We start from the raw sequence: 15,957 nt of genomic DNA, 5'->3' as shown, positions 1-15,957 counted from the left end.
AGGCGATCTTGGGGTGCCCGGTAGGCTTGGGGGAGTTTCACGTGAAACAAAGCCCCTCATTCACGGGAACCAAGCCCCCGATCCGCGAAGACTGGATGAACGACGATGCATCGGTACAGGTCCCACACCTGCGGCGAGCTCCGCTCCTCTGACGTCGGCACCGACGTCCGGCTGAGTGGCTGGCTGCACAATCGGCGCGACCTGGGCGGCATCCTCTTCATCGATCTGCGTGATCACTACGGCATCACGCAGCTCGTGGCCCGCCCGGGCACCCCCGCGTACGAGGCCCTGGACAAGCTGTCCAAGGAGTCCACGGTCCGGATCGACGGCAAGGTCGTCTCCCGTGGCGCCGAGAACATCAACTCCGAGCTGCCCACCGGCGAGATCGAGGTCGAGGTCGGCGAGGTCGAGCTGCTCGGCGCAGCCGCCCCGCTCCCCTTCACGATCAACACCGAGGACGGGGTCAACGAGGAGCGGCGCCTGGAGTACCGCTTCCTGGACCTGCGCCGCGAGCGCATGCACAAGAACATCCTGCTGCGTACGTCGGTCATCTCGGCGATCCGCCACAAGATGACGGCGCTGGGCTTCAACGAGATGGCGACGCCGATCCTGTCCGCGACCTCCCCCGAGGGCGCCCGCGACTTCGTCGTCCCCTCCCGCCTGAACCCGGGCAAGTTCTACGCCCTGCCGCAGGCCCCCCAGCAGTTCAAGCAGCTGCTGATGATCTCCGGCTTCGACCGCTACTTCCAGATCGCGCCCTGCTTCCGCGACGAGGACGCGCGCGCCGACCGCTCGCCGGGCGAGTTCTACCAGCTCGACGTCGAGATGAGCTTCGTGGAGCAGGAGGACGTCTTCCAGCCGATCGAGCAGCTCATGACGGAGCTGTTCGAGGAGTTCGGCGGCGGCCGCCATGTCACCTCCCCCTTCCCGCGGATCCCGTTCCGCGAGGCGATGCTGAAGTACGGCTCCGACAAGCCGGACCTGCGGGCCCAGCTGGAGCTCGTCGACATCACCGACGTCTTCGAGGGCTCGGAGTTCAAGGCGTTCGCCGGCAAGCACGTGCGTGCGCTGCCGGTGCCGGACGTCTCCGCGCAGCCCCGCAAGTTCTTCGACCAGCTCGGTGACTTCGCGGTCACCCTCGGCGCGAAGGGCCTGGCCTGGGTCCGTGTCGCCGAGGACGGCTCGCTGACCGGCCCGATCGCCAAGTTCCTCACCGAGGAGAACGTCGCCGAGCTGACCAAGCGCCTGTCGCTGGCCGCCGGTCACGCCGTGTTCTTCGGCGCGGGCGAGTTCGACGAGGTCTCCAAGATCATGGGTGCGGTCCGCGTCGAGGCCGCGAAGCGTGCCGGGCACTTCGAGGAGGGCGTCTTCCGGTTCTGCTGGATCGTCGACTTCCCGATGTACGAGAAGGACGAGGAGACCGGCGCGATCGACTTCTCGCACAACCCGTTCTCCATGCCGCAGGGCGGCCTCGAGGCCCTTGAGACCCAGGACCCGCTGGACATCCTGGGCTGGCAGTACGACATCGTCTGCAACGGCGTCGAGCTGTCCTCCGGCGCGATCCGGAACCACGAGCCCGAGATCATGCTGAAGGCGTTCGAGATCGCCGGCTACGACCGCGAGACCGTCGAGGACAAGTTCGCCGGCATGCTGCGCGCCTTCCGCTTCGGCGCCCCGCCGCACGGCGGCATCGCCCCCGGCGTCGACCGCATCGTCATGCTCCTCGCGGACGAGCCCAACATCCGCGAGACCATCGCCTTCCCGCTCAACGGCAACGCCCAGGACCTGATGATGGGCGCGCCGACGGAGCTGGAGGAGGCCCGGCTCAGGGAGCTGCACCTCACGGTGCGCAAGCCGCAGCCGAAGTAGGCGATACGCAGTGAGGTGGCTCGGAACCGACGCAGGTTCCGGGCCACTTCTCTTTGTGCGGCACATGCAGGGCTCTCACCCAGCCCTTACCTAAGCTCCTGACAGGCGTGGTCCCTAACTTCCCTGCCCATGACGGGAAACCAGACGGCCGAAGGGCCGAAACACAAGAAGGACCTCACGCGTCGCAAGGTCGTCGCGGCCGGCGCGGGCGCGGCGGTCGCCGTGGGCGTCGGCGGCACCCTCGCGGCGGGCGCCTTCGCGGGTGAGAAGAGCGCGGCGGGCACCACGGCCTCGGCGAGCGGCAGCGCCTCGGAGACCTGCTACAAGCTGACCTCCGAGACCACCGAGGGCCCTTACTACATCGACGCGGACAAGCTCCGCAAGGACATCACCGAGGACCAGGAGGGCATCCCGCTCACCCTCCGCCTCAAGGTGATCGACTCCGAGACCTGCAAGCCCATCAGGAACGCCGCGGTCGACATCTGGCACTGCAACGCGCTGGGCGTGTACTCGGGTTACGAGGACATGGGCAGCGGCGGTGGCGGTGGCGGCGGCACCCCGCCGTCCGGTGAGCCGACGGGCGAGCCCCCGTCCGGTGAGCCCTCGGGCGGCCCCGGCGGGGGAGGCGGTGTCCACCAGGAGCCGACGGACGACGAGCGCTATCTGCGCGGCACCTGGCGGACGGACCGCAACGGCACGGTGGAGTTCAGGACGGTCTTCCCCGGCTGGTACCAGGGCCGGTGCGTCCACATCCACACCAAGGTCCATGTGAGCGGCACCTGGACGGACGCCGGCTACGAGGGCGGCAACACCTGCCACACCGGTCAGTTCTTCTTCGACGAGGAGAGCGTGCTCGCCTCCGCGGAGGTGGCGCCGTACTCCACGAACACCACCACCCGCACCACGCTCGACGAGGACACCATCTACCCGGACAACGGGACCGAGGGCGGCCTGCTGAAGCTGAAGTACCGCAAGAACGGCATCGCGAAGGGCGTGGTCGCCACGATCACGATGGGCGTCGCCCCCGAGGCCACGCACGACGGCACGGACGACGCGGTCCAGCCGGGAGCGTCGGCGTCGGCGAGCTGACGCGGACCTGAGGGCCTGGTGGGGCGGGAGGCGGCCGTCACTCCTCCGTGGGCGGCCGAAGTGCCTCCTGCTCCAGCAGGCGCTCCGCGATGTCGTCGGCCCAGGCCCGTACCCAGCGGCGCAGGGCCGGCACCGCCTCCGCGTCCAGGCCCCGGGTGGTGAACTCCCGGTCGTCCAGCAGTTCCGTCGCCTCCAGACGGGACTGGAGGTCGGCCGGGTCGAACTCGTCCCAGGCGTGGCGCCGGCCCTGCTCCTCCAGGTCGGGGAAGCTCCAGTGGGCCGCGGCGGCGTGGACGTCGGTGAGGTCGCGGGCGGTGCCCCGGTCGGCCAGCGCGCGGACCTTGGTGCCGATGAGGTCATCGAGGGAGAGGGCGGGGCCCAGGTCGGTCGCGACGGGCTGCTGCCAGAGGGTTTCCTTCACCAGGTCGACCGGGTGTTCCTCGGCGCCCTCCACACCGGTGACCAGGAGGCGCGCGGACAGCGGGTCGATCTCCAGGGGGCGCACCAGCCAGCCGCGTTCCGTCAGGCCCGTGCGGACCGCCGCCGCGACCCGGTCCATCGGCTCGGGGCTCTCGGTGGCCACTTCCAGCGGCCCTTCGACCGAGGCGTCCGGCATCAGGCCGTGCGCCCGGACCGCGTACCCGCCGGCCAGCACGAGCGGGTAGGGGGCGCCGATCGTGAGGACGTCGGTCAGCAGGTGGTGGCGGAGCGGGATCATCGTGCGCCGATTATGGCGGCCCCGCCGAGCCGGCCGGACTCGGCGGGGCCGGACGTGCGGGCTACTTCGCCACGAACTGCGTAAGGATCGCCTGCACCTCGTAGATGTCGACGCCCTTGGTGAACGTCTTCTCGATCGGCGTCGGCGTGCCCGAGACCCAGATCTTCAGCTCGGCGTCCAGGTCGAAGGTGCCCGCGGTCTCGACCGCGAAGTGCGTGATGCTGCGGTACGGGATGGAGTGGTACTCCACCTTCTTGCCGGTGATGCCCTGCTTGTCGACCAGGATCAGACGACGGTCGGTGAACAGGATGGTGTCGCGTATCAGCAGGTACGCGGCGTGCACCTGCTCACCGTGACCCAGCAGCCGGGCGAAGTCCTGCTGCGCCTGACCCGAGTCGATGGTGTGCGCGTTACCGAAGAGCGCCATGAATGGATCCCCCCACGTGATGGCTCTACATGATCTTCGCAATGTATAGCGCCTCGGAGGGGTCCAGGCATAGAGGGGTAAACGATCAGGTGTCGTACGAACCGTCCCAGGGTTCGCCGAAGCCCAGATTGTCGGGATGGAGCTCGGCCCACGCCTCCTCGTCGTCCTCGTCGGTGACGAGACCGAACAGCACACCCTCGAAGGTGAGCTGGAAGGGACGTATCGCGATGTCCGTGTACGTCCGCCGGGGCAGGCTGCGCAGCAGCGTCGCCAGCCGGGCGCGGGCACGGGCGAGCGGCGAGTCGCCGCCCTGCGGGGCACGCTGCTGCTCGGCCCAGGTTCCGGCACACCAGATCTCCGAGTCGCGGTACCTGCCGTCGGGATCGAACGTGTGCAGGACCGCGTAGAGGCGTTTGTGCTCTTCCCAGCCGGTGTCGAGTTCGAAGCCCTTGGGGAAGGCGTACGTCACCGACCCCATGAACTGCCCGTCCTCGTAAAAGCCGATCGCCTCGGTACGGCCGTGCGGCTCGTACGCGATCGGGATGACCTCAGGGACTGCCATGGCGGAAACCATACGGTCGTGCGGGGGGTCATGGTGCCCCCGGGGCGGGATCGATGCCAACAGGATGGACAACATCCCCGTGATGTCCCCGAGTTGGCCACCGATCGGTCAAGAAATTCACGACAGTCGTGGGAAGAGAACAGCGCCCTTCGTGACTGTGGCGCCCGCGGGGAGCCTGCCCCACTCGGCGGCATCCTGGATCCGCTGGTCCGCGAGGGCGCCGAGGGACGCCTCGGCGCCCAGGGATTCCCACAGCTTGCCGGAGGTCTCCGGCATCACCGGGCCCAGCAGGACCGCCACGGCACGCAGGGACTCCGCGGCCGTGTAGAGGATGGTCGCGAGGCGGGCGGCGGCCTCCTCGGAGGGGTCCTTGGCGGCCTTCCACGGCTGCTGCTCGGTGAGATAGCCGTTGACCTGTTTCACGAAGTCGAAGACGGCCAGGATGCCGCCCTGGAAGTCCAGCTCCTCACCGATCCGGCGGTCGGCCTCCGCGACGGCCCTCGCCAGCCCTTCCCGGACCGCCCGCTCGGCCTCGCCGTCGGCCGTCGCGGCCGGCAGCTCGCCGTCGAAGTACCCGCCGACCATCGCGGTGACGCGGGAGGCGAGGTTGCCGTAGTCGTTGGCCAGCTCGCTGGTGTAGCGGGCGGAGAAGTCCTCCCAGGAGAACGAGCCGTCCTGGCCGAAGGCGATCGCGCGCAGGAAGTACCAGCGGTACGCGTCCACGCCGAAGTGCGCGGTCAGGTCCTGCGGCTTGATGCCGGTCAGGTTGGACTTGCTCATCTTCTCGCCGCCGACCAGCAGCCAGCCGTTGGCGGCGATCCTGCCGGGCAGCGGCAGGCCGTTCGCCAGCAGCAAGGCCGGCCAGATGACCGCGTGGAAGCGGAGGATGTCCTTGCCGACCAGGTGGACGTCGGCGGGGAAGGTCGACCCGAACTTCTCCGGGTTCTCGTTGTAGCCGACGGCCGTGGCGTAGTTCAGCAGCGCGTCGATCCACACGTAGATGACGTGCTGCTCGTCCCAGGGGACCTTGACGCCCCAGTCGAACGTCGAGCGGGAGACGGACAGGTCCTGGAGGCCCTGCCGTACGAAGTTCACGACCTCGTTGCGCGCGGACTCGGGCTGGATGAAGCCGGGGTTGGCCTCGTAGTGGGCGAGCAGCCGGTCGGTGTACGCGCTGAGCCTGAAGAAGTAGTTCTCCTCCTTCAGCAGTTCCACCGGTTTCTTGTGGATCGGGCAGAGCTTCCGGCCGGCGTACTCGCCCTCGCCGTCCAGCAGTTCACCGGGGAGCTTGAACTCCTCGCAGTCGACGCAGTACGGCCCCTCGTAGCTGTCCTGGTAGATCTCGCCCCGGTCGTGGAGGTCCTGGACGAACTCCCGCACCCGGTCCGTGTGCCGCTGCTGCGTGGTGCGGATGAAGTCGTCGTTGGCGATCTCCAGGTGCTCCCACAGGGGCTGCCAGGACTCGTGGACGAGCCGGTCGGCCCACTCCTTGGGGCCGACGCCGTTCGCCTCCGCGGTCCGCAGGATCTTCTGCCCGTGCTCGTCCGTGCCCGTCAGGAACCAGACGTCCTCGCCGCGCCGGCGATGCCAGCGGGCGAGGACGTCGGCCGCGAGGGTGGTGTAGGCGTGACCCAGGTGCGGGGCGTCGTTGACGTAGTAGATGGGGGTCGTGACGTAGTACGTCATGACCTCACTCCATCACACCCCGGCGACGGCCCTCACCTGCTTTAAACGGCCTCGCCGCCGAAGCGTTCCTTGTAGGTCTCCAGGTCCTCGTCCGTGAGCTTGGCGAAGAGGACCGGGGGGACGGTGAAGGGGGTGCCGACGGGGACGGCCGTGAGGGACCTGGCCTCGTCCTGCGTGATCCAGGTCGCCGTGTCGTCGGTCAGGGCGAACGCCTGGCGCATGGCGGCCGAGCTGGCCGGGATGAAGGGCTCCGAGACCACCGCGTAGAGGTGGATCAGGTTCATCGCGGTGCGCAGGGTGAGGGCCGCGCCGTCCTTGTCGGTCTTGATCTCCAGCCAGGGGGCCTTCTCCTCCAGGTAGGAGTTGCCGGCCGACCACAGGGCGCGCAGGGCGGCGGCCGCCTTGCGGAACTGGAGCGCCTCCATCTGCGACTCGTACTCGGCGAGGAGTTCGGCGATCTGCTCGCCGAGCTTCGCCTCCGCCTCACCGGGCTCGCCGCCCGCCGGGACCTCCTCGCCGAAGCGCTTCTTGGAGAAGGACAGCACGCGGTTGACGAAGTTGCCGAGGGTGTCGGCCAGGTCCTTGTTCACCGTGGCCGTGAAGTGCTCCCAGGTGAAGGACGAGTCGTCGGACTCGGGGGCGTTGGCGATCAGGAAGTAGCGCCAGTAGTCGGCGGGCAGGATCTCCAGGGCCTGGTCGGTGAAGACACCGCGCTTCTGGGACGTGGAGAACTTTCCGCCGTAGTACGTCAGCCAGTTGAAGGCCTTGACGAAGTCGACCTTCTTCCACGGCTCGCGGATGCCGAGCTCGGTGGCCGGGAACATCACGGTGTGGAAGGGGACGTTGTCCTTCGCCATGAACTCGGTGTAGCGGACGGTGTCGTCGGCCTCGTACCACCACGACTTCCAGTCGCGGTTCTCCGGGTCCTGGTCCGACCACTCCTTCGTCGCGCCGATGTACTCGATCGGGGCGTCGAACCAGACGTAGAAGACCTTGCCCTCGGCCGCCAGCTCCGGCCACGTGTCCGCCGGGACGGGCACGCCCCAGTCCAGGTCACGGGTGATCGCGCGGTCGTGCAGGCCCTCGGTCAGCCACTTGTGGGCGATGGAGGACGCCAGGTGCGGCCACACGCCGTCGTGGCGGGAGACCCACTCCTTGACCTCGTTCTGCAGCTTGGACTGCAGGAGGAAGAGGTGCTTGGTCTCGCGGACCTCCAGGTCCGTGGAGCCGGAGATCGCGGAGCGCGGGTTGATCAGGTCGGTCGGGTCCAGGACGCGCGTGCAGTTCTCGCACTGGTCGCCGCGGGCCTTGTCGTAGCCGCAGTGGGGGCAGGTGCCCTCGACGTAGCGGTCCGGGAGGAAGCGGCCGTCCGCGGGGCTGTACACCTGGCGGATCGCGCGCTCTTCGATGAAGCCGTTCTCGTGCAGCTTGCGGGCGAAGTGCTGGGTGATCTCGACGTTCTGCGGGCTGGAGCTGCGGCCGAAGTAGTCGAAGGCCAGCGCGAAGCCGTCGTAGACCGCCTTCTGCGCGTCGTGGGCCTGCGCGCAGAAGTCCGCGACCGGGATGCCCTGCTCCTTCGCGGCGAGCTCGGCGGGGGTGCCGTGCTCGTCGGTGGCGCAGATGTAGAGGACGTCGTGGCCGCGCTGGCGGAGGTACCGGGAGTACACGTCCGCCGGGAGCATGGACCCCACCATGTTGCCCAGGTGCTTGATTCCGTTGATGTACGGAAGGGCGCTGGTGATGAGGTGTCGAGCCATCGGGGGCTGCTCCCAGGTCGGATTTCGGGTTCTTGGTTCTTTGCGAACCTTGAAATCGTAGCCGACATGGGTGGGCCGCCCGCTTCCCGTTTTGAGGGGTGGGAAGGGGGCGGCCGACCGGGGATCTTCGGTGGTGACTGTTGTCTGACGGTGGTGATCTACGGGGGCTACGGGCGCCAGTCGATCAGTACGCCGTCGTAGAGCTCCGCGTCCGTGAGCTCCAGGGGGGTCGGGCCCGTGTGGAAGAAGGCCGTGTTGTCGGTCTTCAGCTTGCGGAGGTAGTCGAACGCCTTGTTGTCGTGGTCGCCGAACGCGATGAAGGAGAAGAACACCGAGGGGTGGCTCTTCGCGGCTTCGGTGAGGGCGTGGGTGGCCGGGGTCTTGGCGTCGGGGGCGCCGTCGGTCTGGAAGACGACGAGGGCGGGGGCGCCGGGGGTGGCGTTCTTGTCGTAGTGGGCGAGTACGGCTTCCACGGCGGCGTGGTAGCTGGTGCGGCCCATGCGGCCGAGGCCGGCGTGCGCGTCGTCGATCGCGGTCTCGGAGGAGGTGCGGGTGAGGTCGGTGGTGCCGTCGACCTCGGTGGAGAAGAAGACGACGTGTACGGCGGTGTCGGGGGCGTCGGGGTCCAGGTGCTCGGCGAGGGCGAGGGTCTGGTCGGCGAGGGCCTGGGCGGAGCCGTCCTTGTAGTACGGGCGCATGCTCGCGGAGCGGTCGAGGACGAGGTAGACCTTGGCGCGGGCGGTGGTGAGGCCGGCCTTTGCGAGGGCGACGGCGGGTGGGGTGGCCGTGGCCTCGGCTTCGCCTTCGGCCTGGTTGTTCCCACCCGCACCACCCGTGCGGCTCTCGTCGTCGGCTGCGAGTGGCCCCTGTACGGCGTCCCCGCCGTCGGCGACCGCGGCTCCGTCGTCCTCGACCGCCTCGGCCGGAGCGGCCTCGGCGACCGGCTCGGCCTCCGCGGCGGGCTCCGGCTCGGCCTCGGGCGTGACCTCGACGGACGCCTCGGGCTCGGGGGCCGTCTCCGGCTCGACCTCGGCGACCGGCGCGGGCTCCTCGGCAGCCGCGGGCTCCTCAGCCACCGGCTCCTCTACGGCCGGCTCCGCGGCGACCGGGGTCTCCTCGACGACGGCCTCTTCGACGACGGGGGTCTCAGCGACCGGCTCCTCGGCCACCGTCTCCTCGGCGACCGGCGCCTCCGTGACGGGCTCCTCGGCGGCCGGCGCCTCAGCGGCCGGCGCCTCCGTGGCGGGCTCCTCGGCAGGCGCCTCCTCGGCGACCACCGGATCCTCGACCGCCACCGGCTCTTCCTCGACCGGCGTCGCCTCAGCCACCACCGGCTCCTGGGCGACCGGCGCGGCTTCCGCGGCCGTCGGTTCCACCGGCTCCGCCGGCTTCGGGACCGTCACGTTGTCGAAGGCTGCCGAGACCAGGTCGTGCTCGTCGTCCTGGTCGGTCGGTTCGGTCGGCTTCGTCGCCTCCGGGGCCGGGCGGTCCGCGCTTCGGGGTTCCGGGACCTGGGCGGACGGGGCCGGCTGGGGTTCCGGGGACGGGGACGGGACCGTCGGCCGGGCTTCCGGCGAAGGCGTCGTCGCACCCTCTGCTTCGGCGGTACGCGCTTTGCGTGACCGGCCGAATGCGTTCCGCAGGAGAGTGAGAATGCCCATGTGCGCAACCCTTCGCGTGAGTTGATGCCCGTAGATCCCTGGCCAGGACGGACACGTAAGGTTAGCGGCCCCGGATGGCGATCTTGGGGAGGGGCGGACACCTGAGGTCCTCAGGAGTCAAGTGGCCCTTCGGGTCGATCAACGGCGGCGTATCAACTGCCGTACATCCACCCCTGGTTCACCCTTCGTTCATTCAAACGCCCCGCTCCCGCACAAACGTGCTTCTACCGTCCCCCACGCTGCATTCAAGGGGAAGCAAGGGGAGTACCAAGAGCCATGCGTATTCAGTTGCCGATCGTCAGCGTCAACAACGACTCGCATCATGGTGGCAGAGCAGCCCTGACCTGCCGTTTCCGGTGTGGAGACGCCTGTTTCCACGAGGTGCCGAACACCACTACCAACCCATATGTCGGTGATGTCATCGCCGACGCCCTCAGCCGCCGTACGGTGATGCGCGCCGCGGCCGTCGTCACCGCGGCCACCGCGGTCGGCGCTTCCGCCACCGTCGCCGCCCCGAAGGCGAGCGCCGCCGAGCCGGCCGCCGCCACCGCCGCGACCAGCACCCGCCACGCCTCCCGCGGCGCGCGCGGTCTGCGCTTCGAGCCCGTCGCGCCGAACACCGCCGACACCGTGACCGTCCCGGACGGCTACGCGCAGAACGTCGTCATCCGCTGGGGCGAGCCCATCCTGCGCGGTGCGCCCGCCTTCGACCCGGAGAACCAGACCGCCGAGTCGCAGTCGAAGCAGTTCGGCTACAACAACGACTTCCTCGCTCTGCTGCCGCTGCCGGGCGAGCGCCACCGGCAGGTCCTCGTCGCCAACCACGAGTACACCGACGAAGTGCTCATGTTCCGTGGCTACGACGCCGCCAACCCGACGAAGCAGCAGGTCGAGGTCGCCTGGGCCGCGCACGGCCTGTCCGCCGTCGTCGTCGAGGAGGACCGGCGGTCCGGGAAGCTCACGCCCGTCGCCCGGCACCCGCTCAACCGCCGTGTGACCGCCACCAGCGAGTTCAAGGTCACCGGCCCGGCGGCCGGCTCCGACCTGCTGAAGACCTCCGCCGACCCGACCGGCACCAAGGTCCTCGGCACGCTCAACAACTGCTCCGGCGGTGTCACCCCGTGGGGCACCACACTGCACGGCGAGGAGAACTTCAACCAGTACTTCGCCAACGCCACGCGGGCGACGGACAAGCGCTACGGCCTCGGCACCGGTGCGACCGAGCGCAAGTGGGAGCGTTTCGACAAGCGCTTCGACGTGGCCCAGGAGCCGAACGAGCCGCACCGGTTCGGATTCGTCGTCGAGCTCGACCCGTACGACCCCACCGCCAAGCCCCGCAAGCGCACCGCGCTCGGCCGCTTCAAGCACGAGGGCGCCACCGTGCGGCTCACCGACGACGGCCGCCCCGTCGTCTACTCCGGTGACGACGAGCGCTTCGACTACTTCTACAAGTTCATCGGCAGCAAGCGGATGAAGAAGGGGTCGTCCCGCGCCGTGCGCGAGCACAACCTCTCGCTGCTCGACGAGGGCACCCTCTATGTCGCCAGGCTCACCGGTGACTCCCCGGCCATCGAGATCGACGGCAGCGGGAAGCTTCCCGCCGACGGCGAGTTCGACGGCAGCGGCGAGTGGATCCCGCTGGCCACGGCGACCGCCAAGGGCGCCGTCTCGCACGTCGAGGGCATGAGCGCCGAGGAGGTCTTCGTCTTCACGCGTCTCGCCGGTGACAAGGTCGGCGCGACGAAGATGGACCGGCCCGAGGACATCGAGCCCAACCCGCACACCGGCAAGGTGTACGTCGCCCTCACCAACAACTCCAACCGCGGTGTCGGCTCGAACGCGAAGGCCGACGAGGCCAACCCGCGCAACGCCAACAAGCACGGCCAGATCCTGGAGCTGACCGAGCGCTGGAACCGCGCCGACAGCAAGAAGTTCGCCTGGACGCTGTTCCTGGTCGCGGGCGACCCGAGCGACCCGGCCACCTACTTCGCCGGGTTCCCGAAGGACGACGTCTCCCCGATCTCCTGCCCGGACAACGTCGCCTTCGACTCCTACGGCAACCTGTGGATCTCCACCGACGGCAACGCCCTCGGCAACCACGACGGCCTCTTCGGCGTCGCCACCCGCGGTGACCGCCGCGGTGAGCTGAAGCAGTTCCTGACGATGCCGAACGGCGCCGAGACCTGCGGCCCGGTCATCCAGGACCGCCGGGTGCTCGTCGCCGTGCAGCACCCGGGCGAGATCGACGGCGCGACGGCCGAGAAGCCGCTGAGCGCCTGGCCCGACGGCGCCGGCAAGATCAACCGGCCGGCCGTCGTGGCCGTCTGGCGCAAGGACGGCTGCGACATCGGCGTCTGAGCCGGTGGCATCAGGCCCTACGGGAGTGCTGGGACCGGCGGCTGCGGTTCGTCGTCGTGTTCCAGCCACTCCCGGTACGCGGGCGCCTGCCGCGCCGCCTCCCAGTACGCCTCCTCCAGCGCGGGATACACCCCGTCGAGGTCCGTCTCCGTGCGGGCCGCGAGGAGGAGGCGTACGCCGAGCGGGTCGCCGTGCAGGCGCCGTACCGCCATCGTGGGGCTGTCGGCGTGGGTCGGCTGGCAGACGGCGACGACCTCGCCGGTGGCGACCAGGGAGTCGGCCGTGTAGTAGTCGCCGTGCAGGACGTGAGGGTTGACGCCGGCCGCCCGGAACATCCGCTGCACGGCGTCCCACTCCCCGTCGACCGTCGGGTCGACCATCCAGCGGTCGTCGGCCAGGTCACGCAGGCTGACCTCCGACTTCGCGGTGGCCGGATGGTCGGTCGGCAGTGACACGAACTGCGGTTCGCGCTCCATCAACACGCGTAGCCGCAGCTCCGGCGGGATGCGCAGCGGCGAGCCCTCGACCTCGTGCACGAAGGCGACGTCCAGCTGGCCCTCGGCGACCATGCGCAGCAGGGCGTTCGGGGAGACGTTCATGTGGAGTGTCGGGTCCTGGCCCTGCCCGCGAAGCCGGCGCAGCCAGCCCGCCAGGGCCTTGCTCGCGGTGGAGCCGACGCGCAGCTCCGGGCCGCCGGCCGCGGCCGCCCGCGCCTCGGAGACGAGGGCGCGCATATCGGCCACCAGGGGGCGTGCGCGGCTGAGCACCAGCCGGCCGAGCGGCGTGGGGCGGCAGCCGGTCCTCGCGCGCAGGAACAGCGCTCCGCCCAGCTCCTGCTCGATCCGGCGCAGTTGTGTGCTGAGCGACGGCTGGGCGACGCCCAGCTGGCGGGCCGCCCGGTGCAGACTGCCGGTGTCGGCTATGGCGCACAGCGCGCGGAGGTGTCTCACCTCGAGCTCCATGCCCTGGGACACTAAAACGGAATCAAAGCTTTCACCAGCCGCACAAATCCCCTCCGATCCTTGCTAATTGGGGCCTCGATAGGGCAGTGCTATCAGCGATTGCCATCATCACAGCGGCCACACAGGAGCAGACACTCGCCTTGACGACTCACCCCCCACCTAGGAGTCATCGATGCGTATGTCCTTTTCCCTGTCCGCCCGTTCGGCGGTCGCGGTCGGTCTCGGCGTAGCGGCTCTCGGCCTCGGCACGGTCGCTCCGGCCTCGGCCGCTCCCGATCACGCCGGCTACGTCGCCAAGTCCTCGGACTCCGACGCCAGTAAGGCCTTCTTCCAGGCCGTCCTGAAGTCGGTCGCCGAGAAGCGTGCCGAGAACCCGAGCGCCGCGGCCGTCACCGTCACCTACGACGCGTCCGGGGCGCCCCAGTTCAGCGCGCAGATAGCCCGCAGCACCCAGATCTGGAACGGCTCGGTGTCCAACGTCAAGCTCCAGGAGGGCTCGAACGCCGACTTCACGTACCGCGAGGGCAATGACCCGCGCGGCTCGTACGCCTCGACCGACGGTCACGGCAACGGCTACATCTTCCTGGACTACCAGCAGAACCAGGAGTACGACTCCACCCGCGTCACGGCGCACGAGACGGGGCACGTGCTCGGCCTGCCGGACCACTACGAGGGTCCGTGCACCGAGCTGATGTCGGGCGGCGGCCCCGGCCCGTCCTGCACCAACTCCCAGCCGGACGCCAACGAGCGGGCCAAGGTCGAGCAGCTGTGGGCCAACGGGTTCGCAGCCGCGATGGACAAGGCCCTGCACAAGGCCGCCCGGTAGTAAGCAAGGCCAGACCCACCCCCCACATGGCGCGGTCGCCCTCCTGCACGGGGCGGCCGCGCCGGCCTTTGGGTACGCCCGAGAAGAGGTCGGATTCAGCGAGGGGACGTGATGGCGCGGGCCGCCGCCACCTCCTGCCTCAGCGGCTCCAGGACGCTTCCCGCCGGGCCCGTGAGGTCCGTGCGGACCTCGTAGAGGGTCTCGGCCTCGCGTACGCCCTCCGCCAGCTCCCGCAGTTGGCGGGCCACCTGGGTGATCTCGGCGGTGGACGGCGGGGCCGCTCCGTGCCGGACCCGGACCCGTGCCGCCGTGGTCGCGTCCACGATCCGTTCCACCGCCACGACCAGGGGCCACCAGGCGGCCGCCCGGCGGCCGGTGGGCGGTGGTTCGGTCAGGGCGCGCTGGAACTCCGTGCGGATGGCGGAGAGGTCGCGGTAGAGGCCGCGCCGCATCCGGGCGCGGGCCGCAGGATCGACGGCGCCCGGCCCGAACGCGGCCTCCACATAGCGCGCCGTGTCCTCCACCGCGCCCGCGAGCCGGTCGCCGACGCGGGTGTGCCAGCTCTCCAGCCACAGCAGATACCCGGCGACCAGGGCGATCGCGCACCCGATCAGGGAGTCGACCAGGCGCGGCAGCAGCAGCCCCGTGCCCTGGCGGTTCAGGACGTCGGAGAGGAGCAGGATCACCGGCGTGATGGCGGCCGTCTGATAGCCGTACCCGCGCGGTGTGAGCGCCGGGACCAGCGGCGCGAGGATCAGCAGCACCGGTACGTCCCACCAGCCCCGTGGCACCTCCGCCAGCACCGCCGCCGCGATCACCAGCCCGGCGACCGTGCCGAGGGCCCGCAGCAGCGCCCGGGAGAAGACGGAGCCGAAGTCGGGCTTGAGGACGAAGGTGATGGTCAGGGCGACCCAGTAGGAGCGGGGCACGGCGGTGATCGACACCAGCACCTGGGCGATGCCGATGCACAGGGCCAGGCGCAGGCCGTAGCGCCAGGACGCGGCGGACAGCGCGACGTTGCGGGCTGCGCGCGCGGCCCGGATGCTCAGCGCGGCGGGCCGGCCGAGGCGGTCGTCGATGCCGCGCGGGTCGACGTCGGGGTTGGCGACGACCTCGGCGGCGTGGCGCAGGGCGTGTTCGACGGCGCGGGCGGTCTCGGTGGCCGGGACGGGCGTCTTCAGCCCTATCGGGCCGGTGTACCCGGTCTCGACGGCGGACGCGAGATGCCGTACCGCCTCCGGGATCTCGGGCGGCAGCCGGATGCCGCTGAGGCGGGCCGCGGGGGCGGCCTCCACGACCGGCGTGATGGCGTTCAACTGGGCGAGCAGCCGGGCGAGTTCGGGGCTGCGGCCGTGGTGGCGGGCACGGTGGGCGAGGACGATGTCGTACGACTGGTTCAGGGACTGGGTGACGGCGTGCCGGGCGTCGTCGTAGTCCTGGGTGTCGCCGTCGACGGCCGTCAGCAGCGCGGCGACCCTGCGGTAGGTGTCGGCGACCGCGGACCGTTCCGGCACCCCCGATCTCAGCGGCCAGGCGAGCAGCGCGAGGAGCAGGACGAGCAGTCCGCCGCCGGACATCAGCAGCGGCGCCAGCCACCACTCGCCCGGCATCGGCAGCCCCGCGCCGACCACGCAGGTCAGCAGCAGCACCAGGCCCGACGCGGAGGCGACCGCGCCGATGGTCGAGATCATCCCGGAGACCAGCGCCACCCCGGTGACGGCGGCGACGGCGACCCAGCCGCGCCCGTACACCAGAGCGCCGACGGTGACGCCGACGGCGCCGAAGAGCTGCGGGATGGCGATCGTGGGGATCCGGACGCGGTAGGCGGCCGCGGTGTCGCTGATGACGCCGTTGAGGGCGCCCATGGAGGCGAGGGCGCCGTAGAAGGGGCGGTCGACGGCGAGGCCGACGGCCAGCGGCAGGGCGATCGCGACGGCCGCCCGGACGACGGCGGGCCAGTTCACGGGGGCGGGCTGGGCCCGCAGGTTCCGCACGAGCCAGTCGGGGGGTGTGAGGCCGATGGGGAGCTCGCGGGGCATGCG

The 15,957-nt window shown here is 70.2% G+C and carries 12 protein-coding genes; 4 read left to right on the top strand and 8 right to left on the bottom strand.

Annotated elements, in window-relative coordinates:
- Positions 1 to 105: 105 nt before the first annotated feature.
- Complete coding sequence (aspS, locus tag CP983_RS21110) at positions 106 to 1,869, top strand: aspartate--tRNA ligase (protein ID WP_150501150.1); 1,764 nt, start codon at positions 106 to 108, stop codon at positions 1,867 to 1,869.
- A 129-nt stretch (positions 1,870 to 1,998) separates the two neighbouring features.
- Entirely contained in the window at positions 1,999 to 2,958 is a 960-nt protein-coding gene (locus tag CP983_RS21105) for an intradiol ring-cleavage dioxygenase (RefSeq protein ID WP_150501148.1), read from the top strand.
- 37 nt (positions 2,959 to 2,995) lie between these two features.
- Here CP983_RS21105 and CP983_RS21100 read toward each other — a convergent pair whose 3' ends face one another.
- The 6 genes from CP983_RS21100 to CP983_RS21075 all read right to left on the bottom strand — a co-directional run bounded on the left by CP983_RS21100 (position 2,996) and on the right by CP983_RS21075 (position 9,769).
- A complete protein-coding gene (locus tag CP983_RS21100) occupies positions 2,996 to 3,676 on the bottom strand; it encodes a nucleotidyl transferase AbiEii/AbiGii toxin family protein (protein ID WP_125527308.1) in 681 nt (226 codons plus the stop codon).
- A 61-nt stretch (positions 3,677 to 3,737) separates the two neighbouring features.
- On the bottom strand, positions 3,738 to 4,103 hold the full coding sequence (locus CP983_RS21095; RefSeq protein WP_030950219.1) for a PH domain-containing protein: 366 nt from the start codon (positions 4,101 to 4,103) through the stop codon (positions 3,738 to 3,740).
- Positions 4,104 to 4,188: 85 nt separating this feature from the next.
- Positions 4,189 to 4,665 carry a hypothetical protein gene (locus CP983_RS21090; protein WP_107904894.1) on the bottom strand — a complete coding sequence of 159 codons (477 nt, stop codon included), beginning with the start codon at positions 4,663 to 4,665 and terminating at the stop codon, positions 4,189 to 4,191.
- 117 nt (positions 4,666 to 4,782) lie between these two features.
- Positions 4,783 to 6,351, bottom strand: coding sequence for a methionine--tRNA ligase (gene metG / locus CP983_RS21085; RefSeq protein WP_150501146.1), 1,569 nt, complete (start codon positions 6,349 to 6,351; stop codon positions 4,783 to 4,785).
- 41 nt (positions 6,352 to 6,392) lie between these two features.
- Positions 6,393 to 8,108 (bottom strand): methionine--tRNA ligase, encoded by a 1,716-nt coding sequence (gene metG, locus CP983_RS21080; RefSeq protein ID WP_150501144.1) that lies wholly within the window; start codon positions 8,106 to 8,108, stop codon positions 6,393 to 6,395.
- A gap of 167 nt (positions 8,109 to 8,275) precedes the next feature.
- Positions 8,276 to 9,769 carry a VWA domain-containing protein gene (locus CP983_RS21075; RefSeq protein WP_150501142.1) on the bottom strand — a complete coding sequence of 498 codons (1,494 nt, stop codon included), beginning with the start codon at positions 9,767 to 9,769 and terminating at the stop codon, positions 8,276 to 8,278.
- 276 nt (positions 9,770 to 10,045) lie between these two features.
- On the opposite strand from CP983_RS21075, the gene CP983_RS21070 reads away from it, so the two are divergent.
- The gene (locus CP983_RS21070; protein ID WP_150501140.1) at positions 10,046 to 12,127 is read left to right on the top strand and encodes a PhoX family protein; all 2,082 of its coding nucleotides are present in this window, start codon (positions 10,046 to 10,048) and stop codon (positions 12,125 to 12,127) included.
- A gap of 17 nt (positions 12,128 to 12,144) precedes the next feature.
- Here the strand turns inward: CP983_RS21070 and CP983_RS21065 are convergent, their stop codons facing one another.
- Positions 12,145 to 13,089, bottom strand: coding sequence for a LysR family transcriptional regulator (locus CP983_RS21065; protein ID WP_107904890.1), 945 nt, complete (start codon positions 13,087 to 13,089; stop codon positions 12,145 to 12,147).
- Between the two features lie 178 nt (positions 13,090 to 13,267).
- Here CP983_RS21065 and snpA point away from each other — a divergent pair, with 178 nt between their 5' ends.
- Positions 13,268 to 13,915: a snapalysin gene (gene snpA / locus CP983_RS21060; RefSeq protein ID WP_373309885.1), complete on the top strand. Its 648-nt coding sequence runs from the start codon at positions 13,268 to 13,270 to the stop codon at positions 13,913 to 13,915.
- A 95-nt stretch (positions 13,916 to 14,010) separates the two neighbouring features.
- Here snpA and CP983_RS21055 read toward each other — a convergent pair whose 3' ends face one another.
- Positions 14,011 to 15,954 (bottom strand): FUSC family protein, encoded by a 1,944-nt coding sequence (locus CP983_RS21055; protein ID WP_150501138.1) that lies wholly within the window; start codon positions 15,952 to 15,954, stop codon positions 14,011 to 14,013.
- Positions 15,955 to 15,957: the final 3 nt, after the last annotated feature.

The sequence above is a fragment of the Streptomyces chartreusis genome (genome assembly GCF_008704715.1).
GTDB lineage: Bacteria > Actinomycetota > Actinomycetes > Streptomycetales > Streptomycetaceae > Streptomyces > Streptomyces chartreusis.
Note: the sequence above shows the minus strand (reverse complement) of the source record. Positions and strands in the feature narration are given on the sequence as shown.